Annotated in this window: 23 protein-coding genes and 1 tRNA gene; 15 read left to right on the forward strand and 9 right to left on the reverse strand. The window is 52.4% G+C overall.

Features of this window, described 5'->3' with window-relative positions; genetic code table 11:
* Window positions 1-7 precede the first annotated feature (7 nt).
* Together TALK_RS16575 and TALK_RS16580 are read left to right on the forward strand one after the other, a co-directional pair.
* Window positions 8-808 carry an SDR family NAD(P)-dependent oxidoreductase gene (locus tag TALK_RS16575; protein ID WP_085620259.1) on the forward strand — a complete coding sequence of 267 codons (801 nt, stop codon included), beginning with the start codon at window positions 8-10 and terminating at the stop codon, window positions 806-808.
* A 215-nt stretch (window positions 809-1,023) separates the two neighbouring features.
* Window positions 1,024-1,950, forward strand: a complete 927-nt coding sequence (locus TALK_RS16580; protein WP_085620310.1) for an AraC family transcriptional regulator — start codon at window positions 1,024-1,026, stop codon at window positions 1,948-1,950.
* Window positions 1,951-1,967: 17 nt separating this feature from the next.
* Here the strand turns inward: TALK_RS16580 and TALK_RS16585 are convergent, their stop codons facing one another.
* The gene (locus TALK_RS16585) at window positions 1,968-2,432 is read right to left on the reverse strand and encodes a DUF302 domain-containing protein (protein ID WP_085620260.1); all 465 of its coding nucleotides are present in this window, start codon (window positions 2,430-2,432) and stop codon (window positions 1,968-1,970) included.
* Window positions 2,433-2,805: 373 nt separating this feature from the next.
* On the opposite strand from TALK_RS16585, the gene TALK_RS16590 reads away from it, so the two are divergent.
* From TALK_RS16590 to TALK_RS16625, 8 genes are all read left to right on the forward strand, one after another.
* On the forward strand, window positions 2,806-3,786 hold the full coding sequence (locus TALK_RS16590) for a C4-dicarboxylate TRAP transporter substrate-binding protein (protein WP_085620261.1): 981 nt from the start codon (window positions 2,806-2,808) through the stop codon (window positions 3,784-3,786).
* Between the two features lie 93 nt (window positions 3,787-3,879).
* Window positions 3,880-4,332 carry a TRAP transporter small permease gene (locus tag TALK_RS16595; RefSeq protein ID WP_085620262.1) on the forward strand — a complete coding sequence of 151 codons (453 nt, stop codon included), beginning with the start codon at window positions 3,880-3,882 and terminating at the stop codon, window positions 4,330-4,332.
* A complete protein-coding gene (locus TALK_RS16600; protein ID WP_085620263.1) occupies window positions 4,332-5,612 on the forward strand; it encodes a TRAP transporter large permease in 1,281 nt (426 codons plus the stop codon). The genes TALK_RS16595 and TALK_RS16600 overlap by 1 nt, the downstream gene beginning before the upstream one ends.
* A 53-nt stretch (window positions 5,613-5,665) precedes the next feature.
* Window positions 5,666-6,382 (forward strand): GntR family transcriptional regulator, encoded by a 717-nt coding sequence (locus TALK_RS16605; protein WP_085620311.1) that lies wholly within the window; start codon window positions 5,666-5,668, stop codon window positions 6,380-6,382.
* A 244-nt stretch (window positions 6,383-6,626) separates the two neighbouring features.
* Window positions 6,627-7,526 carry an AraC family transcriptional regulator gene (locus TALK_RS16610; RefSeq protein WP_085620264.1) on the forward strand — a complete coding sequence of 300 codons (900 nt, stop codon included), beginning with the start codon at window positions 6,627-6,629 and terminating at the stop codon, window positions 7,524-7,526.
* Between the two features lie 86 nt (window positions 7,527-7,612).
* Window positions 7,613-8,509: an aromatic amino acid exporter YddG gene (gene yddG, locus TALK_RS16615; RefSeq protein WP_085620265.1), complete on the forward strand. Its 897-nt coding sequence runs from the start codon at window positions 7,613-7,615 to the stop codon at window positions 8,507-8,509.
* A gap of 261 nt (window positions 8,510-8,770) precedes the next feature.
* Entirely contained in the window at window positions 8,771-10,558 is a 1,788-nt protein-coding gene (locus TALK_RS16620) for a tetratricopeptide repeat-containing sulfotransferase family protein (RefSeq protein ID WP_169715059.1), read from the forward strand.
* A 66-nt stretch (window positions 10,559-10,624) separates the two neighbouring features.
* Window positions 10,625-11,608 (forward strand): adenosine deaminase, encoded by a 984-nt coding sequence (locus TALK_RS16625; protein ID WP_085620267.1) that lies wholly within the window; start codon window positions 10,625-10,627, stop codon window positions 11,606-11,608.
* Between the two features lie 44 nt (window positions 11,609-11,652).
* Here the strand turns inward: TALK_RS16625 and TALK_RS16630 are convergent, their stop codons facing one another.
* Window positions 11,653-12,636, reverse strand: a complete 984-nt coding sequence (locus TALK_RS16630) for a phytanoyl-CoA dioxygenase family protein (RefSeq protein ID WP_085620268.1) — start codon at window positions 12,634-12,636, stop codon at window positions 11,653-11,655.
* A gap of 141 nt (window positions 12,637-12,777) precedes the next feature.
* Here TALK_RS16630 and TALK_RS16635 point away from each other — a divergent pair, with 141 nt between their 5' ends.
* Entirely contained in the window at window positions 12,778-13,719 is a 942-nt protein-coding gene (locus TALK_RS16635) for a helix-turn-helix domain-containing protein (protein ID WP_085620269.1), read from the forward strand.
* 24 nt (window positions 13,720-13,743) lie between these two features.
* Here TALK_RS16635 and TALK_RS16640 read toward each other — a convergent pair whose 3' ends face one another.
* The 3 genes from TALK_RS16640 to TALK_RS16650 all read right to left on the reverse strand — a co-directional run bounded on the left by TALK_RS16640 (window position 13,744) and on the right by TALK_RS16650 (window position 16,649).
* Window positions 13,744-14,685, reverse strand: coding sequence for an alpha/beta fold hydrolase (locus tag TALK_RS16640; RefSeq protein WP_085620270.1), 942 nt, complete (start codon window positions 14,683-14,685; stop codon window positions 13,744-13,746).
* A 103-nt stretch (window positions 14,686-14,788) separates the two neighbouring features.
* On the reverse strand, window positions 14,789-16,093 hold the full coding sequence (locus TALK_RS16645) for an alpha/beta hydrolase (RefSeq protein WP_085620271.1): 1,305 nt from the start codon (window positions 16,091-16,093) through the stop codon (window positions 14,789-14,791).
* Window positions 16,094-16,244: 151 nt separating this feature from the next.
* Window positions 16,245-16,649, reverse strand: a complete 405-nt coding sequence (locus TALK_RS16650; RefSeq protein ID WP_085620272.1) for an OsmC family protein — start codon at window positions 16,647-16,649, stop codon at window positions 16,245-16,247.
* A 195-nt stretch (window positions 16,650-16,844) separates the two neighbouring features.
* Between TALK_RS16650 and TALK_RS16655 the strand changes: the two genes are divergently transcribed.
* The gene (locus tag TALK_RS16655; RefSeq protein WP_085620273.1) at window positions 16,845-17,186 is read left to right on the forward strand and encodes a hypothetical protein; all 342 of its coding nucleotides are present in this window, start codon (window positions 16,845-16,847) and stop codon (window positions 17,184-17,186) included.
* 160 nt (window positions 17,187-17,346) lie between these two features.
* Window positions 17,347-19,032 (forward strand): sensor domain-containing protein, encoded by a 1,686-nt coding sequence (locus tag TALK_RS16660; RefSeq protein WP_085620312.1) that lies wholly within the window; start codon window positions 17,347-17,349, stop codon window positions 19,030-19,032.
* On the opposite strand, the gene TALK_RS16665 is transcribed toward TALK_RS16660, so the two are convergent.
* The 3 genes from TALK_RS16665 to TALK_RS16675 form a co-directional block, all read right to left on the reverse strand.
* Window positions 19,033-20,874: a tetratricopeptide repeat-containing sulfotransferase family protein gene (locus tag TALK_RS16665; RefSeq protein WP_169715060.1), complete on the reverse strand. Its 1,842-nt coding sequence runs from the start codon at window positions 20,872-20,874 to the stop codon at window positions 19,033-19,035.
* 143 nt (window positions 20,875-21,017) lie between these two features.
* Window positions 21,018-22,427, reverse strand: a complete 1,410-nt coding sequence (gene glnA, locus TALK_RS16670) for a type I glutamate--ammonia ligase (protein WP_085620275.1) — start codon at window positions 22,425-22,427, stop codon at window positions 21,018-21,020.
* Window positions 22,428-22,491: 64 nt separating this feature from the next.
* Window positions 22,492-22,830, reverse strand: coding sequence for a P-II family nitrogen regulator (locus TALK_RS16675; RefSeq protein ID WP_007091888.1), 339 nt, complete (start codon window positions 22,828-22,830; stop codon window positions 22,492-22,494).
* A gap of 496 nt (window positions 22,831-23,326) precedes the next feature.
* Here TALK_RS16675 and TALK_RS16680 point away from each other — a divergent pair, with 496 nt between their 5' ends.
* A complete protein-coding gene (locus tag TALK_RS16680; RefSeq protein WP_085620276.1) occupies window positions 23,327-24,496 on the forward strand; it encodes an aminotransferase in 1,170 nt (389 codons plus the stop codon).
* An 82-nt stretch (window positions 24,497-24,578) separates the two neighbouring features.
* Here the strand turns inward: TALK_RS16680 and TALK_RS16685 are convergent, their stop codons facing one another.
* Complete coding sequence (locus TALK_RS16685) at window positions 24,579-25,577, reverse strand: Gfo/Idh/MocA family protein (RefSeq protein WP_085620277.1); 999 nt, start codon at window positions 25,575-25,577, stop codon at window positions 24,579-24,581.
* 319 nt (window positions 25,578-25,896) lie between these two features.
* Here TALK_RS16685 and TALK_RS16690 point away from each other — a divergent pair.
* A tRNA-His gene (locus TALK_RS16690) sits at window positions 25,897-25,973 on the forward strand.
* The last annotated feature ends 151 nt before the right edge of the window (window positions 25,974-26,124 follow it).

Here is a 26,124-nt window from a genome sequence, read left to right on the forward strand (position 1 = left end):
ACAAAAAATGACGGGACGTTTGCAAGACAGAATTGCCATTGTAACCGGTGCGGGATGTGTTGGCCCCGGATGGGGAAATGGCCGTGCGACCGCCGTTCGCTTTGCGCAAGAAGGCGCAAAAATCTTTGCCGTCGATCGCGATCCGGATGCCTTGGCGGAAACCATCGAACGGACCGAAGCCGTTGGTGGTGAAATCGTCGGGCATATTTGCGACATCACCGACGGGGTTGCCGTTGGCGAAATGGTTCAGGCCTGTATCGAGCATTTTGGCCGGGTTGATATTCTGGTCAATAATGTTGGCGGTTCGGCCAAGGGCGGGCCGGTCGATATGCCCGAAGACGTTTGGGACAAGCAGATCGATTTCAATCTGAAAAGCGTTTACCTGACATGTCGTAATATTCTTCCACATATGGAACGTGCCGGGCGCGGGGCGATTGTGAATACGTCTTCGACGTCTGGTCTGCGCTGGACCGGTGCGGCGCAATCGGCCTATGCGGCGACCAAGGCGGGCGTGATCCAGTTTTCCAAGGTGGTTGCGGTTGAATATGCCAGCAAGGGTATTCGGGTAAATACGGTCGTTCCGGGCCAGTTGCATACCCCGATGGTCGAGGCGCGATTGGCCGGTCAACGCGCAGATGGCAATGTTGATGCACTTTTGAAACAGCGATTGGCGCGTATTCCGCTTGGCTTTATGGGCGATGGTCGCGATACCGCCAATGCGGCGTTGTTCCTTGCATCGGACGAAGCGCGGTTTATTACCGGTACTGAAATTATCGTTGATGGCGGCATGACGGCGCGCTGCGACTAATGATGGGTGCGTTATTTCAGACCCTTGATGGCCTGATGGTGCACATTTAAAAGACCTCCCGGCCTGCTTTGGCCTGCGAACGGCGATGGTGACTTTGACCATCGCCGTTTTTTTTAGGCCGTCGGGAACAGGGCGCGTAAAGCCAATTTCACAATCTTGCGTAAAACAATGCTGTGTTGCACAGGTGGTGCTTTGCTTTGCGCGGTGCCAATGCGATGATCACATCCCAGTTGCAGGATGTGTCGATGTTTGTGCCCAATGGCCGTTACCAGAATTTTGAAGTTTACAATCAGCTGATCGGAGATGCCGATTTGCTGAATGCGGGCGATTTTGGCGACAGCATTTCGGCCGCGCATTGGCGGCGTAATGCCAATATCATGACCCGCTATACTGATCCCGGTCATCACACCATCAGTCTTTACATCAATGGCGGCACGGGCATTAAACGCCATATTGGCCCCGACCCGCTTAGCGGTGGCGGGCCGGGACGCTGTTGTTTGATGCCGGCCTTTCTGACGTCGGACTGGGCGGTCCACGGCGAGGTTGAGCTGTTTCACATTTATATCCCGCATGCGGCATGGGAACGCGCCGTGGTCGAGGCATTTGACATTGAGCCCAATGCGGTTGAACTGCCTGAAAAGACCTTTTTCCTTGATCCGTTGATCGAGCAGACAATCCGTCATGCGATGTTACCCCTTGATTGGAATGCACCGGCTGATCGGATGGCGATGTCAAATGCCGGGCAGATGTTGATGGGGCATATGCTGCAAAGCTATTCCTCGAAACGGGATTTGGAGTTTCGGGTGCGGGGTGGTCTTTCGCCGCGGATCAAACACCGTATTTTTGATTTTATCGAGGCCAATCTGGATCAGGCGCTTTCGCTTGAACAGATTTCAGCCGAAGCCGGGCTTTCGCCCTGGCACTTTGCGCGCATGTTCCGCCAGTCTGTTGGCGAAGCCCCGCATAAATACGTCCTGCGCCGCCGGATAGAGGCGGCCAAGTCAATGTTGCGCCATCCGGGGCAAACGGTGGCCGATATTGCCGCCGCGACCGGTTTTTCCAGCCAAGCGCATCTGACTACCCGTTTCAGCGGGTTTACCGGTCTGACTCCGGCCAAGTTCCGCATGGTCAGTGGCGGCTGAATTAATAGGCTTTGAGCCTAGCGGACCTGATTGATCATGCGGGCAATCAGCGCATCAAGTTCATCGGCCAGTACCATCAAGTCCGGACCGCCATCCGGGTAATCGGCAAAGATCGCACTTGGTTTGCGATAGCTAACCGTTGCCGAACCATCGGTATTTTCCGTCAGGTATAACCGGATCGGGGCTTCGATCCCGGCAGGCAGGCTTGCGGCCAGAAGACGGTCGGCAAAGCGCGGATGAAAGATGCCGATCACCATATTTCCCGGAATGTCCTTGCCCAGAACAGCTTTGACGCCGTTGGTGGCACTGGCGCGGGTGACAATGCCGATCTTTTCGGTCTTTGCCGCAAGATCAATGGCCGCCACCAGTTCAGCAAAGTTTTTCGATGTGGTGACGTGAACCATACCGGCCGGTTCGGCTATGGCCGGACGGATGGCAAAACAGGTCAGAACCATTAAAACGGCAATGCGTGGGTATGTCATCTGGGACCTCGTATTTCGGTGGCAAGAATGACGACAGTTTAGACACCGGTTCTGGACGGCTGCCTATTCACATTGCGGTAACGTTCCGGTGGCAGTGGGTCGAAATGCAAAGGCGGTGTTGGGGCGGGAAATTACCTTGTTGCCAGGGGGATTATTTCCGTTTTTGCAATCTTGAAAGGTTAATGATCGTTCGTTGGTTGATTACAGGCAGGGTGATTTAAAGTGAAAATTTTCAGCTAAATGACTGATTTAAAGTAATTTTTACAAGTTGAAAATTCGATTGACAAGATTGCCGTAAGGTATCTAAAATTTCAAGCAAACTAAAATATCAATTAATGGCAAAAATGCCAAATCCAACGGGAGGACTTCCAATATGAAATTTACCGTCAAAACACTTGGAATTTGTGCGGCCCTTGCAGGGGCGCTTGGGGCAAGCATGCCAGCCGTCGCGGCAACGACGCTTCGGATCGGAACGGTTCTGTCGCCGAATGATCCGATGGGGCAGGGACTTGAAAAATTCAAGCTGGATGTGGAAAAGGCCACAAATGGCGACGTCGTTATCGAGGTTTTCCACAATTCGCAACTTGGCGATACCACGGAAATGATCGATCAGGCGCGCGCCGGTGCAGGGATTGGGACGGTCACCGATGTGGCACGTCTTTCAAGCTTCGTGCCGTCGCTTGCGATTATGTCGGCACCGTTCCTGTTTGATACCTATGAGCAGGCTGATAAATTTGCGCTTTCGGATGAATATATTGCCTGGGGCGATGAACTCCGCGAGAAGTCGGGCCTCGTGATGATTGCATCGAACTGGTATCAGGGTGCGCGCCATGCCCTGACGCAGAATGCCGTTAAAAGCCCGGCTGACCTTGCCGGTGTGCGCATGCGGACAATCGGGGCACCTGTCTGGATTGAAACCATCCGTGCGATGGGGGCAGAGCCAACCCCGATTGCATGGGGCGAAGTATATACCGCGTTGCAGCTTGGTACGATTGATGCCGCCGAAGCCCAGCCGACTGCAATCTGGAATGCCAAGCTTTATGAAGTCATCAAACATGTGACCAAAACCGGTCATATCCAGTTGGTGACCGCCCTTGTTGTTGGGGCCAAATCCTGGGACGAAATTTCCCCGGAAAACCAGAAGATCGTGCGTGATCTGGCGGTTGAAGATGGTCGGTATGCGTCGCAGCTGACCATTGAACTTGGCGAAAAAGCCCTTGAAGATGTTGCGGCATCGGGCGTGGAAGTCAGCGAAGTGGATCTGGCACCGTTCAAGGAAGCCGTGAAACCGGTTTACAAGTTGCTTGATCTCGAAGCAGAGGCCGCAATCGTCAATAAAGTCCTGGGCCGATAATTTTCAGCCATCAGAAACGTGCGTTCCGACTGTGCGTTGCCTCGCCTCGTAAGCGGGGCAGCGCACTTCAATCTTCAAGATGGAATAGAATACATGCTCAAGAAAATTGAGTTTGCCAGTGCCGGGGTGCTGCTTGTCGCAGTTGTCGTTCTTGTTGGTGTCGCGTCGATTGCCAGAGCGGTGGGGTCGCCGATCATCTGGTCAATTGAAATGGCTCAGTTGATTTTTGTCTGGTTGTGCATGCTGGCAGCAGACATCGCCATGCAAGAGGATCGGCATTTCGGTCTTCAGGTCCTGCAAGACAATATCTCGCCAAAAGCGCGCGATACGGTTGAAATATTCAACATCGTTGTGATCATCGGGTTCCTTGTGTTTCTGCTGTATTACGCATGGGGGAACATGATTTTGATGCATCCCCGCCTTGTCGGCGCAACACAAATCCATGCCTCCTATATTCATGCTTCGATGGTTGTCGGTCTGAGCCTTTTGATACGGACCATGGTGTTTCAACTTATCGGACGAATTCGAAGCAAGGGGCTTTTCTGATGCTGTTATTAATTGCGGGACTGTTTACCGTTTTTCTGGTCATCGGAATGCCTGTTGCCTTTGCGTTAGCACTTGCTTCTGTTCCGGTGTTTGTCATGACCGGAGCGATGCCACCAACTGTGGTCATCCAGAAAATGGTAACGGCAACTCAAAGCTTTCCGCTTTTGGCGGTGCCGTTCTTTATCCTTGCCGGAAATTTGATGAATGTGACCGGTATTACCATTCGTCTGGTCAAATTTGCCCGCCTGTTAACCGGCTGGATGGCCGGGGGGCTGGCGCAAGTATCGATTGTTTTGAGTTTCATGATGGGCGGGATTTCCGGATCAGCCGTTGCCGATGCTTCGATGGAGGCACGCCTGCTGGGACCCAGCATGATCAAGCAGGGGTATTCCAAAGCATCAACCGCAGCGGTTCTGGCATTCGGGTCGGTGATTACAGCGACCATTCCGCCAAGTATCGGTCTGATCCTGTTTGGCTTTGTCAACGAGGTCTCTATCGGTCGGTTGTTTCTTGCGGGGATTTTGCCGGGAATTTTCCTGACCCTTATCCTTATGATTACATCCTGGCTTATTGCCCGTAAAAATGGCTATGAACCCGATCTGCCAAAGGTGCCCGGCGGGAAAGAGCTTTGGTCCAGTTTTTCTGAAAGTATCTGGGCGCTGGCATTTCCGGTCATTTTGATTGTCGGGTTCAGATTTGGCCTGTTCACCGCGACCGAAGCAGGGGCTTTTCTTGTCTTTTATGCGCTTTGTGTCGGGTTTTTTGTCTATCGGGAACTCAATCTGAAAAAGCTTTATGAGGCGATAAGCGGCTCTGTTTCCGATCTGGGTATGGTCATGTTGCTGATCATCATGGCGGCAGTTCTGGGATATGCCATGACCATTGAGCGAGCACCGCAGCAGATCACCGAATTTGTGACAACGCTTACGGAAAATCCGGTTCTGATTTTGGCACTGGTTGTTGGTGTTCTTGTTATCAGCGGCATGTTTCTTGAGGGGGCAGCCAATATTCTTTTGGTAACGCCGATTGTCATGCCGGTGCTTGTTAATGCGGGATATGACCCTGTTCATATGGGGATTTTGATTGTGACGCTGATTAATTTCGGCGGTCTGACGCCCCCTGTTGGCGTCATCATGTTTACCGTTTGTGGCATTCTGGATGTTAAAACCGGGGCCTATGCTCGGGCTTCGATCCCGTTCTTTATTGCGATGTTGGTGTTTTTCGTTCTGATGGCGGCGGTTCCAAGCTTGACGTTGTTATTGCCCAACGCATTGATGTAATGAATGACCCAAAGAATGTGGGCAGTCGAAAATTGCCGAGGAGATAAATGAAGATGAACACATTTACGGGCGGTTTGATTTCTGTTCACGATGGCGGGATCAAAGCCAATGCGCATGTCCCGGCCTCGGCGTTGGTGTATGACGAAATCAGAAGCCGGATCATTTCGCTGGTGCTTCCGCCCGAAACAACACTGGTTCGGGCGGAACTGGCTGACAGCTTTAATGTCAGTCAGTCCCCGGTGCGCGAAGCGATCATGCGTCTGGAACAGGACGGGTTGGTGGTTTCCTATCCCCAGTCCCGCACCATTGTGACCAAAATTGACGTTGCGCGCATTCGCGAAGAGCATTTTCTTCGGGTTGCTGCGGAATGTGAAGTTGTCCATCAATTGGCCGAAATGGGGGAATCCAGTGCGGTTCTTAAGGCCAAAGGCATTGTCAAAATGCAGGAAGCGCTGGCTGGCGATATTGAGCAGATTGATTTGTTCAAGCAACTTGACGAAACGTTCCATGCGGCATTGTTTATCGGGGTTAGTCAGGCCAATTTGCACCTGCAGGTGACGGCACGAAGTGGCCATCTGGCGCGTGTTCGGATGCTTGATTTGCCGCGGGCGGGCAAAATGCTTTCGGTACTGGAAGGCCATAAGGCAATCATTGAGGCCATTCAGTCTGGTGATGGTAATTTGGCAAGTTCGGAAATGCGGCAACATTTATCGGGAACGATGGAACGTCTTCCGCAAATCGTCGAAGAAAACAGGCATCTGTTTTCCTGATCATCATTTGATCTTGATGCAATAACGATTTCATCTGACCGGGGGTGAGGTCTGCGAAACTGACGTCTGGTATGTCTTTGGTTGAAAACCAAACCGGATCAGGCACGCGCTACCCGCCACATGGTTTCTTGCGGTATCGGGTGTCATTTTTCCAGCCTACGGGCAATTTTGCCTTCTAATTCTGATCTGGCCTTTGCGTCCATGCGGGGATCGCTTATTCTGGTGTTGGGTAACAGGAACAGCCATGCCATCAAGTTTTCGCCAATACCGGTCCGAGGCCGCCAGCCATAGCCATGATGATTTTCACCAGATCATCATTGCCGATCTTGGTGTGCTTGATCTTGAGATCGAAGGGCGGGGCGGCTGTGTGGCTGGACGGAAACTGGCCTTTGTGCCCGCGGGCGATACTCATGCCTATTGTGCAAACGGTATGAACCGTTTTTTGGTGCTTGATGTTGATGTTGGCCTTGCCGCCCGTACCGGGCTTGAAGCGCTATGGCAAAAATCAGGTGGGTCGCCGTATTTGGAAGTGGCAACGGGATATGCAAACCGCCTGACCGGGCTTTTGCGAGGCCTTGAACAGCAACGGGCCTATGCCCCTATTCGCACGGCGGCCCCCTCGGATAGGCACGAAAATCAACAGTCACCAAATATGTCGGTGATCAATTTGGCAAGCATCGCGGGCAGCGAAAGCATTTTTGCCGATGACCGATTTATTTGTGGCAGTTTGCGCGATGTGTTGGGACATTCCGTCATCGTACAGCGCAGCGATGGTACGGCGAATGCAGGCATACCAATGCGGTTGCAACGTCTTTTGGGGTGGATTGAACTTCGTCTGTCCGAGCCGGTTGGCATTGCCGATATGGCCATGGTTGCCGCTCAATCGGAAAGTGCATTATTTGCCGCATTTCAGCGGCATCTGGGCACAACCCCGATGCGCTGGCTGACCGATCAGCGATTGCAGCGTGCCTATGCCATGCTGGGCGATCATCGCAATACCATGACCCTTGGCGATATTGCCTGCGAGGTTGGTTTTACCGATCAAAGCGCCTTTTCGCGTGCTTTTGCCCGGCGTTTTGGTCATGCGCCGATTATGTTGCGGCGTAACCTTGGCAGCGCGTCAAAAACAATCATTTCCCGATAGTTCAAATCAGGAGTTTCAGCAAAGACCGGATATGTCATTCCATGGTTTGATCAGCGTAGCGATTAGTTGAACTTGGGATGGTGTTGATGACTTTGCTTGAACCGCGCACAAAGGCCACCTTGATTGGGGGCATTGCGATTGTGCTTTGGGCGTTACTGGCGCTGTTCACCACAGAAGTCAGCACCATCCCGCCTTTTCAGTTGGTTAGCCTGTGTTTTTCCGTTGCCGCAATTTTCAGCTTTGCCTGGATTGCACGTCGTGGGATCGGGGCTTTTCGGGCGCTGCGTCAGCCAGTCGGGGCGTGGGCGCTTGGTGTTGGCGGGCTGTTTGGCTATCACTTTTTCTATTTTGTGGCGCTGGCCAATGCGCCCGCGGTTGATGCCAGCTTGATTGCCTATCTATGGCCACTTTTCATTGTGTTGTTTTCTGCATTTTTGCCGGGTGAACGGTTGCATTGGTATCATATTGCCGGTGCGTTACTTGGCCTGTGCGGGGCGGCGGTTTTGGTCACCAAGGGGCAGGGATTTGATTTTGATCCGGCCTATGGCCTTGGTTATGGGGCGGCGATGGTGTGTTCGATCCTGTGGTCGGGCTATTCTGTGTTGAACCGGCGGTATCGTGGTGTTCCGGTCGAGGCCGTTTGCGGGTTTTGCGCCGGGGCAGCATTGCTTGGTTTCATCACGCATGGGGTGACGGAAATCTGGGTGATTCCCGATACAGGGCAATGGTTTGCCATCCTTGGATTGGGGCTGGGCCCGGTTGGGGCGGCGTTCTTTGTTTGGGATTATGGCACCAAGCATGGCGATATCCAGGTGCTTGGCGTGGCGTCTTATGGGGCGCCGTTGTTAAGTACGATTTTGCTGATTGGTTTTGGTAAGGCCGATGCCAGTCCTGCTGTAATTGCAGGATGCCTTTTAATTGTCGGTGGTGCGTTGTTGGCATCAATCAAAATGTTCCGGCGCAAGCCGGTTTTGCAGGGTTAAGTTGTCTTTGACCTAATGACCGGGTGAAGGTGTTACTCAGAGTGCCGTTTTGAATTTTCCCGGTGTTGGTGTTTACCTAAGCAATTGTAATTAAATGAAATACACAAAATCTAATCTCGCAATTGTGAACGTATTGTTTCCAAATTATATCTGTGCAATGCAATATAAATGACTTAAGGTCATTTATTGTCGCCAGTGCAGGTTGGGAATGCGGGAATGATTCAAGCGCGAACAGACATTGCTGCCGAGATGAAAAGGGCCATGTCGGCAGGGCAATTTGACAAAGCTGCTTTGATCGGTGCCAAGCTGCTTCGGACCCATCCAAAACGTACCGAAATCCATATTATGACTGCCGTTGCGGAAATGCAGGGATTGTATTTTGCCCGAGCGGGGCAACGTTTGGGATACCTGTTTCGTAGTCTTGATCCATCTGATCGGTATTTTGGCCCTGTTGTTCAGAATTTTGTGCAATTTACACAAGCTAGCGGTGACTTTAAGTCATCAATCAAAATTGTGGAAAAGAAGCTTTCATCATCCCCGAAATTGCTGGTTTACCGGGAGATTCTCGCTGATCTGATCTTTCGTCAGGAAGTGAAACTTAGCCTGGGACGCAGCATTTCAGCTAATCTTGATCGGGCGGTTGCCCTTTTGGAAGGACTGCCCGGCGATTATGGGCATCTTCTGAGCGCGCAAACACTGTTGGCGCGCATTTATGTGCATTGTGAAAAAACCGACAAGGCGTTCGACCTTTTGGAAAAATTGGTTGCCCGTGCGCCAATGGATAAAGGTATCCGTACTTTTCAGGCATCGGCATTTGCCCTGTCCGGTGCGGTTGAAAATGCCGTTCAGGCCAGTACCAATCTGATTAATGATTTTGCCGATATCGGCGCGCAACCTTATTTGATTATTGCCTTTCTGCGCCCGCAATCCATGCCGGAAGGTGCAAAGGACGTATTGGCAAAGATTGCCGGATCGGCCAAGGCAACCGCACAAGAAGTGTATTTGGCTTGTTTTGCCTTGGCCCGGATTGCCGAAACCGACAATGACATGGCAACCGCGTTTGACTGGTATCGTCGCGGCCATGATGCAAACCGCAAGGCATCGCCGATTGATATGCAAGCAGAGTTGCGCGAGTTCGAATTGCTGGCGGATTTGGCACGTGCAGAACAGTCCGTTCATGCCAATACCAATAGCAACGTCAGCAGTGATGTGGCAAAGCGTGATGGTCAGGTAACAGATGTTGCCGATCAGGATGAGGCTGGCCCCAAACCGATTTTCATTGTTGGTATGGCGCGATCAGGAACGACGCTGAGCGAGCGTATTTTGGGCGCGCATCCGGATGTTTATGCTGCGGGTGAAATCGGTGATTTTGCCCGGATTGTGGCCGAAGTTCTTGGTGCAGGCAAGGTGTCCGAACAGATGGCGCGCCTTGATGAAAAGGCCGTTTGTGAGATTCGTAAACGTTATCTGGCGGCGCTTAGGGTCTATGATCCGGATGTTAAATTTGTTGCCAATAAAACACCGGCCAATTTCACCCGTGTTGGTTTGATCCGCCGGATTTTTCCGGATGCGCCAATTTTGCATACGCATCGCCATCCGTTGGCGACATGCCTTTCGATTTACACCACACCCTTTGCCATTCCGATGCGGTTTTCCGATGATCTTGGTGATCTGGCGGATTATTATCGGGGCTATGAAAAACTGATGTCGGCGTTTCTCGAAACCGACCAGTACGGTATGTTTTTTGATCTGTCTTACGAGGAACTGGTGGCCAACCCGGAACAGGTGGCGCAGGATTATTTGCGCCATTGTGGCCTTGATTGGCGCCCTGAATGTCTTGAATTCTATCGCGATGGCAAGGCCGCGCGCACGGCGAGTATGATGCAGGTCCGGCGTCCGATTAATCGGGATTCTATTGGTAAATGGCAACGGTTTGCACCCTATATCGGACCGCTGGCCGATTTGGGGTCGGTAAAAAGCCGCACATCGTCATCGACGGATGAAGAAGCGCGGAACGAAAAATCATCGGGCAAAACGGTTGCGGCGTGACCCGCGACCCGGATCGGGTTAAAACTGGACCCGGAAAGAAAATAAAAAGATCCGGAGCGCCCAAAGATGACACAGCATATCCCCAAGGCCGAATTGCATCTGCATATGGAAGGCGCGTTGACGCCAGCATTGGTGCGGAAATTTGCCGCGCGTAACGGTATCACCTTGCCCGATGGTATCTATGATGATCAGGATCGTTATATCTGGTCAGACTTTCCGGAGTTTCTGGGAAGTTTTGACAAGGCAAGTGCTGCAATCCGCACCGGCCGCGATTATGCCGATTTGACACATTGGTATTTGACCGAGCAAGCCAAGGTCGGGGCGCTTTATGTCGAGATTTTCTGTTCGCCGTCCCATGCGTTGGAATGCGGGATATCCTTTGACGATCATTTGAACGGTGTTGCCGAAGGCATTGATAGAGCCGAAAAGGAAACCGGGATCATCGGGCGGATCATCATGACCTGTGTGCGTCATATTGGCCCGGAAAAGGCGGTTGGTGTAGCGGCCGATACGGTTGCCTGTGGTCATCCCTATGTCGTTGGTTTCGGGATGGGCGGCAATGAAAGCATGTTTTCACAAGAAGCGTTTTACCCGGCCTATAAAATTGCCGCGGATGCCGGGCTTGGATGCACCACCCATGCCGGCGAGGTCGAAGGCCCGCAAAGCGTTTGGGATGCGATCGACAAATTACCGGTGACCCGTATTGGACATGGCGTGCGATCGATTGAAGACCCGAAGCTGGTCGAAACATTGGCGAAGCGTGGCATTGTTTTGGAAGTCTGCCCGGGATCGAATATTTCGCTATCGGTGTATCCCGATTACGCATCCCACCCCTTGCGTAAACTTTATGACGCTGGGGTTAAGGTGACATTGGGATCGGACGATCCACCGTTTTTCCACACGACACTGGCCGAGGAATATCAACGCGCCAAAGACGTGTTTGGCTTTAGCGAGGCGGAACTTCGCGGGGTGACCCGTACAGCCCTTGAAGCTGCCTTTGTGGATGCCGAGACAAAGGCGAAATTGATCGCCAAGTTTGAGGCAAGCTGATGCAAAAAAAACGCCCCAGGTTTCCGAGGCGTTTTTACATCGACTTACCAGGCCGTCTTGCCCAGAAGCTTTTCACCAAGCGGGGTTAGTTTTGCCCGTTCATAGCGCGTCTTTTCCCAATCGCGCGGATCGCCAGGAAAGGCATGGCCGCGTGCTGGAAGGCGTTCGGACCAGCTTTTGACCCGCCAGTTGACAAGATCATCTTCATCAGGCGTTGCCGGTGCCATCGAAATATATTGCGCGATGCGTGTTTGATCGGATCGATTGGCGCGTATGCCATGCGCCAGCAGGCTATTGAAAATCAAAAGGTCGCCAGCCTGCATCGGGATGCGTTTGGGCTCAAACGGCATGTTATCGATATCGGGGCGGAACGGATCGCGATCCTTGGGGGCGGTGGCAAGCCAGGTGGCAAAATCGGCAAATAAATCCGGCACGCATTGAAAACCGCCCATATTGTCATTAGTATCGACCAGCGACAGAACGCCTTGAACATTGATCGGCAGCGGGGTTTGGCTGGTATCGGCATCCCAATGGATGAAGCCGTCAAAGCTTCGCGCGCCAACATTGGGGGTGTTGAGGTTGGCCCGATCGATTGACACCCAAAGATCGGTGCGATCCCAAATATCGACAAAGGCATCATAAACCCGTGGTGTTTGGCGGTTATCCCACATCGATTGATGGTGATAGGCCTCGACCATGCCGGAATTGTTAAGTTCGGTCATGGCATGATCGCGCATTTGCGGGCGGGACCAGCTTTGTGGATCGGTGGGGTCTTTTTCTTCGAACTCCCATAGGAAATCGACGGTGGCTTTGACCTGTTTACGGGGTACAGCGTTTTTGACCACGACATAACCGTATGTCTGCCAATGTTTGAAATCGGCTTCGGAAAGCACGCGGAGCGGTAGCGATTTTTCATGATCGCGAAGCTGCGTTCCGGTGACTTCCTTGACCGATGCATTGCCCGGCCGATTGGCATTCGGGTTGGTCGGTGCCATTGGCGACATGGTTGCGTTTGCCAGCATGCTCATGATGATATCCTCCCGCGTGGTTCATGATGTTGGAAGCATTCTAGGGTGTCGCAACATATGCGCCCACTGACAGGGCGGACATTGTCTGATACTATTTGGCCAAATTAATGGATATTCGTAGCCGCAAAAGCGTGGGCCGCCATGAAGCTTCTGTTTGAACATGTCAAAATCGCACCGGATCGATCATGGCGGGGGTTGCACCGGAACCTGCGCGCTATTCCGTTCGAATGGCATTTTCATCCGGAATATGAGCTGACATTAACGTTGGGAAGCCAGGGGCAGCGTTATGTTGGCGATCATATCGGGCAATATGGCGATGATGATCTGGTGTTATTGGGGCCGAACCTGCCTCATACGTGGCATTCTGCCAATGCGGCCCCTTTGGGAAACGTCAAAATCGATATGGGGGCCTGTGATGCTGATCCGCAAAACCAAGCGGATGATGGGGTGCATCAGGCCTTTGTTTTTTGGTTCACTGCCGACTGGATCAATAATGTCTGTGCAAGCATGCCGGAACTGGCCCGGCTGAAACCCGTTTTGGCCGGTGCGCGACGCGGGATGAAGTTTGATAGTGCCACAGCGCGCCGGGTGGCACGTTTTACGCCGCGGTTTGATCAGGGCGATCCGGCGGATCAGCTTTTATTATTGATTGAAGTTTTACGCGCCTTGCTGGACGCGACACAACTGACACCCTTGGCGTCGGATCGGTTTGATGCAACGGTGCCCGATTATCACGAGGCAACCCGCCTTGGTCGGGTGCTTGATCTTTTGCATTCGCGCTATGTCGAGCAAATTGGCAGTGCCGAAATCGCCAGCCTGACCGGGATGAGTGAACGCACGTTGCGGCGTTTTTTTAAACGTCATATCGGATCAAGTGTTCAGGACTATTTGATGGGGTTGCGGCTGGGCCGGGCAGTGTCGTTATTGTTATCATCGGATTTGCCGATTTACCGCGTTGCCGAGGAAGTCGGGTTTCAAAACCTGTCACATTTCAATCGGCAATTTTCCCGGCATCGTGGCATGCCGCCCAGCCGGTTTCGTCGGGAACGGTTTGATGCCGGTCTATTGCAACCGGCGGGGTAATGCCGTTTTTCTGAATTTGCGTTATCAGGGATGCATTGGGACCCATTGGGGATGATGGGTTGCCAGATGGCGGTCGAATGCCTGCCAGAACAGGGTGCGGAATTTGTCGCTTTCCTGAAGGATTTCATGGCGGGATTCGGGGATTTCTGTCATGTCGACGCTTGGATGATCGCCAAACAATTCCTGGGTGGCCCGGTTGCTAACGACTTGATCGTTGCCGGAAAGGATCATCGTTATCGGCGGCAGGGCGGCACCGGAAAATTTGTTATCAGGGGTAACGCGTTCGGCCAGTTCGGCCTGTGCGCGAAAACAGGCATCAAGCCACCCGGCCGATACCCCGCCAACCACCAAATCGGGATTATTTTGCAGGCAGGTGACGTTGCGTTCATAGCGGTTGCGATCCGATGTCAGCAGGTTGTCATCGGCAAAAGGTTGGAAGGGCGATAGCAGTTTTTGACCGGGCAGGAATTGCTTGTCAAAACCGTATCGGCAAAGCCCGGCGGATAGAAACTGAGCGGCAATGGCAATCCAGTCCGGTCCGCCAAGCCCGAAAAATGGCGCGATCATGACCGCACTGTCAAAGCGGGCCGGATTTTCAAGCAGCATATGCATGCCGACCAATCCACCGGTCGAATGGGTCAATAGCAATTTGCAATCGATATTGTGATGTTTGGCAACATGGGCAAGGACGTCGGTGGTGTCTTCGATGTAATGATCAATATCGCCGATATAGCCCATTTGGGATTCAGGGACTTCGCGTGCAGAGCCGCCCTGACCCCGAAAATCAAATGTCACGCAGCCAAGTCCACGTTCGGCCAATTCGTGTGCGGTTTCGCTATAACGTTCGATGAATTCGCCGCGTCCTTGCAGGATCAGGACATGGCCGGTTGCATGTTCGGGACTGTGCAGGGCGTAGCGCAGCATCAGGCCGCTTTGTCCGGTGAATCTGTCGATGGTAAATGTCATGTCAGCAGAAACTTCATGTTCAATTCTGGTGTATCCTGCATCAGGCTGGTCAAACAGGGGGCAAGGTTTCCATCTGGCGTTGGCGCTGATCCTGATGCCATCGTTAATCGGCCGTTTTTCCCGGCACATTCAGTGATACTTCGATGAAATGGGTCATTTTGTCGAGCATGCTGACAAAATCGGGATTGAAGGTCCCACGTCGTAAGCTGCCGGGGGATGCGGAACCGGCCAGGTTCAACTCGCCATAGACCACATCGCTGCTGGTTTGGCATTTGCTGTTAGGGCTTTGTTCGTCGTAATGGTCACAGCGCCGGATGATGCCGTCCATACCGTAATGCGGATTGTCCGGGCGCATGGTAATGGCGGTATGAGCATGGTTAAGTGTGCGCCATTCAGGGGCGGCTGATGCAACGATATCAACCTTGTCACACAGCTGATGTTCGTCGATCAGGTGGTCTTCGCCTTGATACCAGATCAGGCGTTTGTTGTTGGCGCTAACCTTGTTGCAGAAGAAATCAGCGGCAACCAGTGGATTGATCGTCTGATCATCGGAACTGACAGCCATAAATACGGGGATATCAAAGGCATCCATTGTGCCATCGCGATAGGGTTCGGTCAGTAGATGAAATTCGGCTGCGGCATTCATCGCCATGGAATCATATTTGGCGGCGTCACTATTTTCGCCCTTTCCGACCCAGGATTTCACATGCCGCACATAGGGGCTCAGCCATGCCTGTTCGCTTTTGGCGGCAAATCCGGGCGACAGTAAAACCATTGCTGTCATGCGATGATCGCGGCGGCGAGAATCAAATTCCCGCCCGATTAATGTCGCCCCGGTCGAATAACCGATTGCGATGATATGGTCGATGTCGCTTGAAAAGCCGTCCATGCCATAGCGAACGGTTTCAATCCATTCTTGATACTGGACATTTAAAAGATCGCCGGGCACCGTTCCATGCCCCGGAAGCAGCACAGCATGAAAAGTGGCGCAAGGGAATTTGGATTGCAGTGTGTCGCGAATATCGGTCATCAGGAACGGGCTGTCAGTCAGGCCATGAACCAGTAGAAAGCCAACGTCCTTGCCATGGGCCTGATCATTGCCGACGATTTCACAGGCATCTTTGTCCGGGCCAATGGCAAAGGGCGCGCGCATGGAGACAACCTGATCAAGAGTGTATTTGCCAAAGGGAGCTTTTTCACGGTCAAAGCGCGTTGCCTTTAGCGCGGTGCGAATTTGTTGGCTGGTTTTGCTGACATAGTCGTCAAATGGCTCGTTCGCAGGGGGCGGGCCGATGGCAAAGCCGGACGGTGAATGTTGCTGGTCTTCGGAAAAGCATCCTGATAATGCGAAAATCGCCGGAAAGGTGATTGCGATAAGTGTCGAACGCACAAGGTTGTTTGCGGACATGGAATGCTTCCTCTTATCGTTTCTATGCGGTGGACCGACCGATGAACCGATAAACTTTAACTCAGGCTGTATTATGACGCGACCAACAAAAAAGGCAGCCCGAAACGGACTGCCTTGAAATCGGTACGGAAACAGGCCGAAAGGCGGCGCGTTATTCCATGATTTCCCAACTATGGGTGATTTCGGCGGCCTTTGACAGCATGATCGAGGCCGAGCAATATTTTTCGGCTGAAAGTTCAACTGCCCGGGCCAATTTGGTTTCGTTGAGGTTTTCACCCCTGACCTTGAAATGCAGATGGATCTTGGTGAAAATCTTGGGATCGGTTTCTGCACGTTCGGCTTTGACGTCGGCTTCGACATCAATGACGTTCTCGCGGCCCTTCTGAAGGATGTGGACCACATCAATCGACGAACAGCCTGCCAGCCCCAGAAGCAACATTTCCATTGGACTTGGCCCAAATCCGGCATCTTTGTTGCCATCCATGACAACCCCGTGGCCGCTGCCACTGGTGCCGGTGAAAGTCAGGTTTTCAAGCCACTTTACGCGTGCTTCCATGATCAGTTTCCTTATCGTGAAAATTCCATGCTTCATCGTCTAGCCTGCTTGCCGGGTTCCTGCAAGCCACGATCACATGTTGGGTGAAATGGTTGAAAACGATAAGCCATGGGTGGAAAACTGTTATAGGAGTTTTTACCTAAACAGGGGATAATATACGTTATTCCAGACCGTTATAGCCAAGGAGGTTAAGTCATGACACAGGATGCAGGACGCAGCAAAAGCCGTTTTATGATGGCTATGGAACATGTTTTACGCGAAGTGAACCACGAGGTCATAAGCCCTGCGATCCCGGATATGAGCGTTGATGCCGCGTTGCCGTTGATTATTAACGTTGCCAAACTTCGCGCTAATTATCTGAAATATGCCTTCGAGCTTAGTGCGGATCGCAAGGATAATCATCCGACAGCCGATGAACTGGCGAAGCTAAAGCATTTGCGTGAAAGTTATCAGGAAATGATGGCCGTAGCGCGGGAACTTGAGCATTGCATCGACCGTGGTTATATCGATTTGCCCCTCTCGGGTAAAAAATCCTGATTGATTATCTTGGACAGCAATAGTAGCCTTGCCATATACTTACGTATGAGTTAAGAGCCTAGTAACGGGCCCTTTGCGAGGTCTGATTTAAGAACTAGATCCGATGGTTGTGGGGCATTTTTGAAAACACGGGAAAGGGAGTGCGCCGCAAAGCGGCGTGGTGCGTGTATTGTCAATTGCTCCAGACATCGTCGCTACAGCAGCGCTGGCGCGCGATGCCATTATATTTATCGGTTCGTCCGACCTTAAGGTCGCGCATGCCAACCCGGTGGCCACCAAGTTATTTGGGACGGCCAAAGCGGCGTTGCGTGACGGCACAGAAATCAAACAGTTTTTGGCATTATTGGCAAAGAATGCCAAATTTGAATCTGGCGATGGTGTTGGTGCCGTTCGCGAGACGCTTTCTTTGGTTTCAGGCAAGACCAAAAAAGCCGATCTGCCCGATTTCCAGATGAATGACAAAAAGATCATTTGGCGCAAAGCCGAAGGCCCCGAAGGTCTGATCGCGCTTATTCTGCGTGAACCCGGAAAGGCCGAAGAGCTTGCCAAGGCATTGGCCGATCACAAGATTTTTATTCAGCATTTGATCGATGTATTGCCGATCCCGGTTTATCTGAGAAATTTGGATGGCGTGATCAACCGCTGTAACGATGCCTTTGCGGAATTACTGGAACAAAAGCCCAAAAAGGTTATCGGCAGTAAACTTGCCGATGTTGCCCCTGCGCCGTTGGCTAGCAAGGTCGCGGAATACGAGGCGTCGCTTTTGAAAACCGAGGGCTATGTCCGTCATGAAATTGAATTCGAGATGGATGGCGTGGGTAAGGTGGCATTGTTTGCGGCTTCCAGCCTTAAGGGGCCAAGCGGGGCGATTGCCGGAACAATCGGGTCGTTGATTGATGTGACCTCGCTTAAGGTGGCGCAGGCCGAAGTGGCCGCCGCAGAAGAACGTTTGACTGGACTTTTGGAAAAGGCCCCAATCGGGGTTGGTATTTCCACCCGCAATGGCGGCGAGTTCCAGTTTTTTAACAAGATGTTTTCGAACCTTCTGGCGCTTGATGACGCCAAGGAAGAGGACGCCAAACCGACTGATACGGTTCTTTTGTCGAAACGTTACCGCGAAAAAAGCCTTCAGGACATGGATATGCTGGGGGAATTGCAGGATGTTGAATTGCGATTTAGGCGTGCTGATTCGTCCGAAGCGCGGTGGCTTAAGACATCAATTGAGCCGCTGAAATTTGAAGGCGAGGAATCCGTTCTTTGGTGGTTAAGTGACATTACCAGACAAAAGCTTGCCGAACGTGAATTGCAGAACAAGGCGAATAATGACGAGCTGACCGGGCTTGCCAATCGGGCGCGCTATATGCAGAAGCTTACCCAGTGCGAAACGGTGTTGCGCGGGACAGGAACGCCGGCATCGATCCTTATGCTTGATCTGGACGGGTTCAAGGCGGTGAACGATACATTGGGGCATGCGGCAGGGGACTGGGTTCTGGTCGAGACGGCCAAGCGTCTTAAACGTATTGGGCGCCGCGCCGAGGAAGCCGCCCGTTTGGGCGGCGACGAATTCACCCTGTTCTTTATCAACAAGGGCGGGGAAAAAGAAATCGCTGCACTTGCCGATGACTTAATCGCAGAAATTTCCAAACCCTTTGTCTGGGAAGGCAAGGAGTGCGATATCGGTGCGTCAATCGGCTTTACGGTTTTTGACGGTGGCTATTGCGACATGAACGAACAATTGCGCCGGGCCGACAAGGCGATGCAAGAAGCCAAATCTGCAGGCAAGGGACGATCATGTCTTTATCAGCCGGAAATGGAGCCGGACCTTCATCGCGACGAGGCAGGGTAATTACCCTGCCTGTTCATTCGTGGTAATCCCCAATGATTCCATAAGGGGGCCAAGGTGCGCGGCATAGGGACGCCAGGCACCGATGCTGCTGCGATAGATCGGCTGGCGGACCTGTAAGGCACTATGGGTACGGATTTGCCGTTCTGTTTTGTGAAATTCCAGACATCCGTCATGCCATGGCAAACCGGAAAAATTGATCAGACGCCGTGATTGTCCGTCAAGATCATTAACGATGTCCTCGTAATTGACTTCGATAAAGCGATGCGCGGGCAGCACATTGCGCCAATGGTCCATGAATTTCAGATAGGTGCTATAGAAGGCGCCCAGTTCGTGTTGGTCGTAACTGAAATTTTGCGAACGTCCGAAACGCCGATTATAGCAGGAAAAGCACGTATCCATCGGATCACGGCGGCAATGGATAATACGTGAATTGGGATGCATCAGGGCAATCAGACCAGCGCGGACAAAGTTGCCGGGCATTTTATCAACGATGCGCCTAAAATCATTGGGGTCGGTTTCCGATGTATTGATTTTTGTAATTCGGTCGCGCACTTTCTTGCGATAGACATCACCAAGCAATTTGATCATGGCATCATCAAATTTGAGTACCGCATCACGTGAACGGCCCTGTTTGACATGAAATTCAACCATGTTGTCTTGATGATAGCCCAAGACATCAAGTTCGCCGGCGCCAAACACAGATGGGTGCGAAGACAGGATTTGTTCGACAAGTGTCGTACCGGATCTCGGCATGCCGATGACAAAGATGTGGGATGGTTGATCGGGGCTGTCATGCGGTGGTTCAAGGTCCTTGAACCGGCTGGCCGGGAAGGCGGCCCGGGTTACGTTAAACACGGTTTCGATTGATTGTGGGGAATATGAAAGGCTCTGGCGTTTAATGTGATTTGCCGCAGCAAGGTTTTTCATAGCCGGATCGATTTCACCGGCATCCATATGGGCCTTGGCAAGACTGAACAGCAGCAGTTCCTTTTGACCCGAGGGCAAGAGGGAAAGCCGGTTGGATGCGGCCAGATCGATCATGGTTTTGCGCGATGGATGGTCAGCCGCAACTTTGCCCATCAGGGTCAGACAATACCAGGCGCGGATATGGCCAGGCAGGCGGGCCAGAATGTCTTCAAAAATTGCGCGCGCGCCCTTAAGGTTGCCGAGTTCTCTTAGGCATTCGCCCTGACTGATGCGGGTATCAATAAGGCCATCTGTATGGCCCGCGTCATGGGCGCGCTTTTCGGCGACCTGGAAATGGTAAATGGCTGCGTTGATATTATCCTGCGCCAGATAAGCTGCCCCCATCGCGTTCCATGCCAGCCATTCGTTTGGCGTTAAGGCGATGGTGCGTTTAAGCACCGGTATGGCCTGGTGGGCGGTATGTCCGCGTGCCAGCAGAATGCCCATCTGAAGCAATAATTTGGGATCAAGTGGCCAGCGGACCAATCCTTGCTGCAAAACGGCTTTGGCCTGTGATTCATATCCACAGGCATTTAAAATTGCAGCCAGATCGATGAAATAGATACTTTGTGATTGCGGACTATTGCACGCTTTTTCAAGGGTATGTATGGCATCGGATGATTGCCCGTCTTGATGATCCATCAGGGCGTGGATATGAAGGGCGTCGGGTAGGTCCGGATACTGTTTTTGAAGTCGGGAACACAGTTTGCGCGCTTTGCGTTGCTGACCATTTGACCACTGGTCGCGAATTTCGGCGATCATTTTCATAGCGTTCGATTGATTGGTTGATCCGGCGGCACCCGCATTCATGTGCGGAGCTGGAATCACCAGGGCAGGTTTGCCGAGCGTATTGTGTTGTGCTTCCTTGGTCGGCATCCGACTTTTGTCTCCGGGGTTTGTAAATGTGCCTTGTATAGGCACGTTTTGAACCGGAAAAACTGGCGGGAAAAACCAAAACAAAAACGCCCGGCACATGGCCGGGCGTTTCGTGTTCGATGAAGTCCTTTCGAATGAAAGGATTAACCGCTGTAATACATGTCGAATTCGACCGGGTGCGGTGACTGTTCGAAGCGAATGACTTCTTCCATTTTCAGCGCGATGTAAGCGTCGATCAGGTCGTCGGTCATGACGTCGCCTTTCTTCAGGAAGTCACGGTCAGCGCTCAGGCTGTCGAGTGCTTCATGAAGCGAGCGGCAAACGGTCGGAACTTCTTTGAGTTCTTCCGGCGGAAGATCATAGAGGTTCTTGTCCATTGCTTCACCCGGATGGATCTTGTTCTCGATGCCGTCAAGGCCAGCCATCAGCATGGCAGAGAATGCCAGATACGGGTTGGCAAGGGCATCGGGGAAGCGGATCTCTACGCGCTTGCCTTTAGGCGAAGCAGTGTAAGGGATACGGCAAGATGCAGAACGGTTACGGGCAGAGTATGCCAGCAGAACCGGTGCTTCAAAGCCCGGGACCAGACGTTTGTAGGAGTTGGTCGTCGGGTTGGTGAAAGCATTCAATGCTTTGGCGTGCTTGATGATACCGCCGATATAGTAAAGTGCGGTGTCTGACAGGTCGGCATAGCCATTACCAGCAAACAGCGGCTTGCCTTCGTTCCAGATTGACTGGTGAACATGCATGCCCGAACCATTGTCACCCCAAACCGGTTTCGGCATGAAGGTGGCGGTTTTGCCGTACTGGTGTGCAACCATGTGGATGCAATATTTGTAGGTCTGAACCGCGTCGGCATGTTCGATCAGGGTGCCAAAAGCGATACCCAGTTCGTGCTGTGACGGTGCAACTTCATGGTGATGCTTTTCGCAACGCACGCCCATTTCGTTGATGTAGTTGACCATTTCGGCACGGATGTCGTTGGCTGAGTCAACCGGCTGTACCGGGAAATAGCCGCCCTTTGGCCCCGGACGGTGGCCGCGGTTGCCGCCTTCGAATTCGGTGCCGGTGTTGTACGGACCTTCTTCGGAGTCAAGCTGATAACCCATGCCTTCGCCAGCAGTGGTCCAGCGAACGTCGTCAAACATGAAGAATTCCGGCTCGGCGCCGAAATAGGCGGTGTCACCGATACCAGCCGATTTCATGTAAGCCAGTGCGCGTTTCGCAGTCGAACGCGGGCAACGCTCGTAACCCTGGCCGGTGGCCGGTTCGATAACGTCGCAAACGATGATCAGGGTCGGCTGTGCGGTGAACGGGTCAACAACAGCGGTCGACGTATCCGGCATCAAAATCATGTCGGATTCGTTGATTTCTTTCCAGCCGGCGATCGACGAACCGTCGAACATGATGCCGTCAACAAATACGTCTTCGTCGATCGTGCAGATATCCTGCGCGGTGTGCTGCCATTTACCTTTGGAATCGGTAAAGCGCAGATCGACAAACTGGATGCCTTTTTCTTTAATAAGCTGAAGTACAGAAGCAGCGTCAGACATGATGCAACCCTTTAAAACTCAAAATTAGTGACCGTACGATGTTCAATGTCAGGCAAGTGACCGATTAGATCGCGTCATTGCCCCGTTCACCAGTACGAATACGGATCGCGTCCTCAAGCGAGGAAACGAAGATTTTACCGTCACCGATACGACCGGTGTGAGCGGCTTGCTGGATCGCCTCGATCGCACGCTCGACAAGCGTGTCTTCAACAACAATCTCAAGCTTTACCTTCGGCAGGAAGTCCACCACATACTCGGCGCCGCGATACAGCTCTGTGTGGCCTTTCTGACGGCCGAAACCCTTGGCTTCGGTAACGGTAATCCCTTTGAGGCCGATCTCTTGAAGGGCCTCTTTGACCTCGTCAAGCTTGAATGGCTTGATGATGGCTTCAATCTTTTTCATTAAGCGCCCTCTGCTTTTTGCGAGAGTTGCGTAGAACTCGGAAAGCTCAATTGCTTTTGCCGCGTTAACTGCACGGGCCGTGCCAGTTTTGGCCCGCGCGATCATTCTAAGGAGTCTCTACACGAAAACCCAGCAAAACCCATGAAACTTTTGATATTTTCTTGGCTGTCGGTGGTCGACTTTTAGGCAGTGTGATCAAAAAATATGCAAATTCCCTGTGCGCGGTGGTGGCAATCCGGTTCCGAGTGATCCGTGCTTGCCTAACTACCATGTGTCATGCGACAGAAAATACACGATATCAGGGCAGGATGATGAAGAATGCATTCTGGTCACAGGAATTATTCGGGAATAATTCCTGAAATGTGATTTGCGACGGGCAGAGCATCAAGGGAAGCGAGATTGTATCCTTGTTACCCGGTCGTTGCAGTCTTTGCGCCACCAGACATAATATAAAGCCGGTTTCCACCGACCGGCACGAGACAGGGAAGGACGCCTCATGACCGATTTTGTCGGCAATCCTCTTTTCGCTTCGGGCGGTATCACGATTTTCGAAGTGATGAATGAACTGGCCCAAAAGCACAAAGCCATTAATTTGGGGCAGGGAGCACCCGATACCGACGGCCCGGCCGATATCCGTGAAGCTGCGGCCCGTGCGTTGATGGAACGGTCCAACCAATACCCGCCTTTGGCCGGGGTGCCTGAATTGTTGCAGGCGGTTGCTGATCACAACAAACGATTTTACGACATTGATGTTGATCCGAAAAAAGAAGTCCTGGTCGCGGTTGGCGCGACAGAGGCATTGGCCGATGTGATCCTGGGCCTTGTTGCGCCCGGTGATGAAGTCATCCTGATTGAACCGCTTTATGACAGCTATCTTCCGATTGTGAAGCTGGCGGGTGGGATTCCCAAATTGGTGCGCGTTACCCCGCCGCACTGGGATTTGCCCAAGGATGAACTGGCGGCGGCATTTTCGGACAAAACCAAGCTGATCCTGATTAATTCACCGATGAACCCGTGCTCCAAGGTGTTTAGCGATGATGAACTTGGCTTTATCGCCGAGCAATGCATCAAGCATGACGTCGTCGCCCTTTGTGACGAGGTTTATGAGCATCTGGTGTTTGACGGGCGGACCCATCATCCGTTGATGACGTTTCCGGGGATGCGTGATCGCACGGTGCGGATAGGGTCGGCGGGCAAGACGTTTTCCCTGACCGGGTGGAAAATTGGCTATATCACGGCGTGCGAACGTTTGATGGAACCGATCAAAAAAGCCCATCAGTTTCTGATCTTTACTGTGCCGCCAGCATTGCAGCACGGGGTGGCCTATGGTCTGAACAAGGGTGATGACTACTTCGAAGGCTTCACGGCCGACATGCAAGCCAAGCGTGATTTCCTGATGAAGGGTCTGAAAGACGTCGGTTTTGGCGTTTTGGATTCACAAGGGACCTATTTCATTACCTGTGATTTCCGCCCGCTTGGCTATGACTGTGATGATGTCGAATTTTGCCAGATTATGATCAAGGAAGCCGGTGTGGTGGCGATCCCGGTGTCGGCATTTTATCAGACCGAAGGCGCGGTCAATCATTTCGTGCGGTTCTGTTTCTGCAAGCGCGAAGAAATGATGACCGAGGCGATTGAACGCATGAAAAAGGCGTTTGCGAAGTAATTACGCAAACTTTTTCAGTGGTTTATATGGCAAGGGCGCAGCAAATAGCTGCGCCCTTGTTCGGTGTTGAAATGCGATAAGATCAGCCAACCATTTCCCAACTGCCGGTCCGGGCAGAGCGGGCGAGTGCATCAAGGATTTGCATGTTTTGAATCGCGTCCTCGATGGGGTAATCGACCGGGCTTTCGCCGTTAAAGATTGCGGTCGCGGCTTCGCCTTGCAGGGTATAATGATTGCGGATCGGGAATTTGATTTCGCGGGCTTCGTCAAATCCCGGCTGTTTTTGGGTGCCGACGCGAATCACCGCCGGGTTTTCCGGGATCGGGTTGAATGGCATGACGATTTCAACCCGGCCCTCTGTGCCAAGGATGTGAACGCGTTGTACGGCGGCTGATTGGGTGCCGCAAACAAAGCTTGCCTGAACGCCACTTCCGAAATCAAGCATGCCTGATACCAACCGGTCGGTGCCAAATTTCGGGTCTTTGTCCATCAGGGATACGACGCGCACGGGCTCTTTGCCGGTGATATAGCGTGGCCCGACGATGCAATAGCACCCGATATCAAGCAAGCCACCGCCGCCGATATCCTTTTTGTTGCGCACATTGTTCGGGTCCGCATTGAAATAGGTAAAGATGCTTTGTACCGTCGTTACAGTGCCGATCTGGCCGCTTTCGACCAGTTTGCGGGCTTCCTGCCATTGCGGGTGGTGACGGACCATGAAGGCCTCTAGCACGTGTTTGCCGCTTTGTTCGCGTGCGGCAATCAGGCGTTTGGCATCTGCGGTATCAAGGCCAATCGGTTTTTCACACAGAACATGTTTTCCGGCTTCGAGTGCCTTGATCGTCCATTCGACATGCAGATGGTTGGGCAGGGGATTGTAAATTGCCTCGATCGAAGGGTCGGCCAGCAATTCATCATAGGAACCATAGGCGCGCGGAATGCGCAGCTGCTGGGCGGTTTCACGCGTCTTTTCAAGGTCGCGGCCGGCAATCGCACGGATTTCAAGCTTGTCACTTTCCTGCATTGCAGGAATCACCTTTTCCGTGCCGATCTTTGCCGTGCTGATAACGCCCCACTTCATTCCGATACTCCGTCCTGTTTCATCTTATTTGCCGTTGTCGCCGGTTTGGGCGCATTGGCTAATTGTTATTTCACCCGGAATGGCGGGCGTATTCAAGGTATTGAATTGATTTAATTAGGCCAGTAAGTCAATCACGCAAGATGTTCAAACGGATGGGCCCCCTGTCCATGTGGATTGGTTGGTATATGTTGATTGTGAATAAAACCCGCAGTCACCCGGTTTGCGCGGCTTTGCGAAGTTTGGGGCAAAACGGGCAAAAAAGTAAAAATATGTGCTTGACGTCCGGGGCTCTCGACGATAAAAACCGCGCCACACGACGGCGGGTGTAGCTCAGTCGGTTAGAGCACCAGTTTGTGGCACTGGGGGCCGTGGGTTCAATCCCCATCACTCGCCCCATGTCAAAAGGTCAGGCAGAAATGCCTGGCCTTTTGTTTTTCCGATACGGACCGTATCGGTGCCGGGCATTGGGGGATGACCCGTTTGTGGATTTTTATGCACATACAGCTATTTACATCGGTCTGTTGATCCCCAGAATAGGGCGGTGCCG

Origin of the sequence: Thalassospira alkalitolerans (assembly GCF_002115745.1) — a bacterium.
Lineage (GTDB): Bacteria > Pseudomonadota > Alphaproteobacteria > Rhodospirillales > Thalassospiraceae > Thalassospira > Thalassospira alkalitolerans.

What these genes read in the sequence shown, in the direction of transcription:
- TALK_RS16575 (WP_085620259.1), top strand. Translation starts at nt 8, where the DNA reads ATGACGGGACGTTTGCAAGACAGAATTGCCATTGTAACCGGTGCGGGA.
- TALK_RS16580 (WP_085620310.1), top strand. Translation starts at nt 1,024, where the DNA reads ATGATCACATCCCAGTTGCAGGATGTGTCGATGTTTGTGCCCAATGGC.
- TALK_RS16585 (WP_085620260.1), bottom strand. Translation starts at nt 2,432, where the DNA reads ATGACATACCCACGCATTGCCGTTTTAATGGTTCTGACCTGTTTTGCC.
- TALK_RS16590 (WP_085620261.1), top strand. Translation starts at nt 2,806, where the DNA reads ATGAAATTTACCGTCAAAACACTTGGAATTTGTGCGGCCCTTGCAGGG.
- TALK_RS16595 (WP_085620262.1), top strand. Translation starts at nt 3,880, where the DNA reads ATGCTCAAGAAAATTGAGTTTGCCAGTGCCGGGGTGCTGCTTGTCGCA.
- TALK_RS16600 (WP_085620263.1), top strand. Translation starts at nt 4,332, where the DNA reads ATGCTGTTATTAATTGCGGGACTGTTTACCGTTTTTCTGGTCATCGGA.
- TALK_RS16605 (WP_085620311.1), top strand. Translation starts at nt 5,666, where the DNA reads ATGAACACATTTACGGGCGGTTTGATTTCTGTTCACGATGGCGGGATC.
- TALK_RS16610 (WP_085620264.1), top strand. Translation starts at nt 6,627, where the DNA reads ATGCCATCAAGTTTTCGCCAATACCGGTCCGAGGCCGCCAGCCATAGC.
- yddG (WP_085620265.1), top strand. Translation starts at nt 7,613, where the DNA reads ATGACTTTGCTTGAACCGCGCACAAAGGCCACCTTGATTGGGGGCATT.
- TALK_RS16620 (WP_169715059.1), top strand. Translation starts at nt 8,771, where the DNA reads ATGTCGGCAGGGCAATTTGACAAAGCTGCTTTGATCGGTGCCAAGCTG.
- TALK_RS16625 (WP_085620267.1), top strand. Translation starts at nt 10,625, where the DNA reads ATGACACAGCATATCCCCAAGGCCGAATTGCATCTGCATATGGAAGGC.
- TALK_RS16630 (WP_085620268.1), bottom strand. Translation starts at nt 12,636, where the DNA reads ATGAGCATGCTGGCAAACGCAACCATGTCGCCAATGGCACCGACCAAC.
- TALK_RS16635 (WP_085620269.1), top strand. Translation starts at nt 12,778, where the DNA reads ATGAAGCTTCTGTTTGAACATGTCAAAATCGCACCGGATCGATCATGG.
- TALK_RS16640 (WP_085620270.1), bottom strand. Translation starts at nt 14,685, where the DNA reads ATGACATTTACCATCGACAGATTCACCGGACAAAGCGGCCTGATGCTG.
- TALK_RS16645 (WP_085620271.1), bottom strand. Translation starts at nt 16,093, where the DNA reads ATGTCCGCAAACAACCTTGTGCGTTCGACACTTATCGCAATCACCTTT.
- TALK_RS16650 (WP_085620272.1), bottom strand. Translation starts at nt 16,649, where the DNA reads ATGGAAGCACGCGTAAAGTGGCTTGAAAACCTGACTTTCACCGGCACC.
- TALK_RS16655 (WP_085620273.1), top strand. Translation starts at nt 16,845, where the DNA reads ATGACACAGGATGCAGGACGCAGCAAAAGCCGTTTTATGATGGCTATG.
- TALK_RS16665 (WP_169715060.1), bottom strand. Translation starts at nt 20,874, where the DNA reads ATGCCGACCAAGGAAGCACAACACAATACGCTCGGCAAACCTGCCCTG.
- glnA (WP_085620275.1), bottom strand. Translation starts at nt 22,427, where the DNA reads ATGTCTGACGCTGCTTCTGTACTTCAGCTTATTAAAGAAAAAGGCATC.
- TALK_RS16675 (WP_007091888.1), bottom strand. Translation starts at nt 22,830, where the DNA reads ATGAAAAAGATTGAAGCCATCATCAAGCCATTCAAGCTTGACGAGGTC.
- TALK_RS16680 (WP_085620276.1), top strand. Translation starts at nt 23,327, where the DNA reads ATGACCGATTTTGTCGGCAATCCTCTTTTCGCTTCGGGCGGTATCACG.
- TALK_RS16685 (WP_085620277.1), bottom strand. Translation starts at nt 25,577, where the DNA reads ATGAAGTGGGGCGTTATCAGCACGGCAAAGATCGGCACGGAAAAGGTG.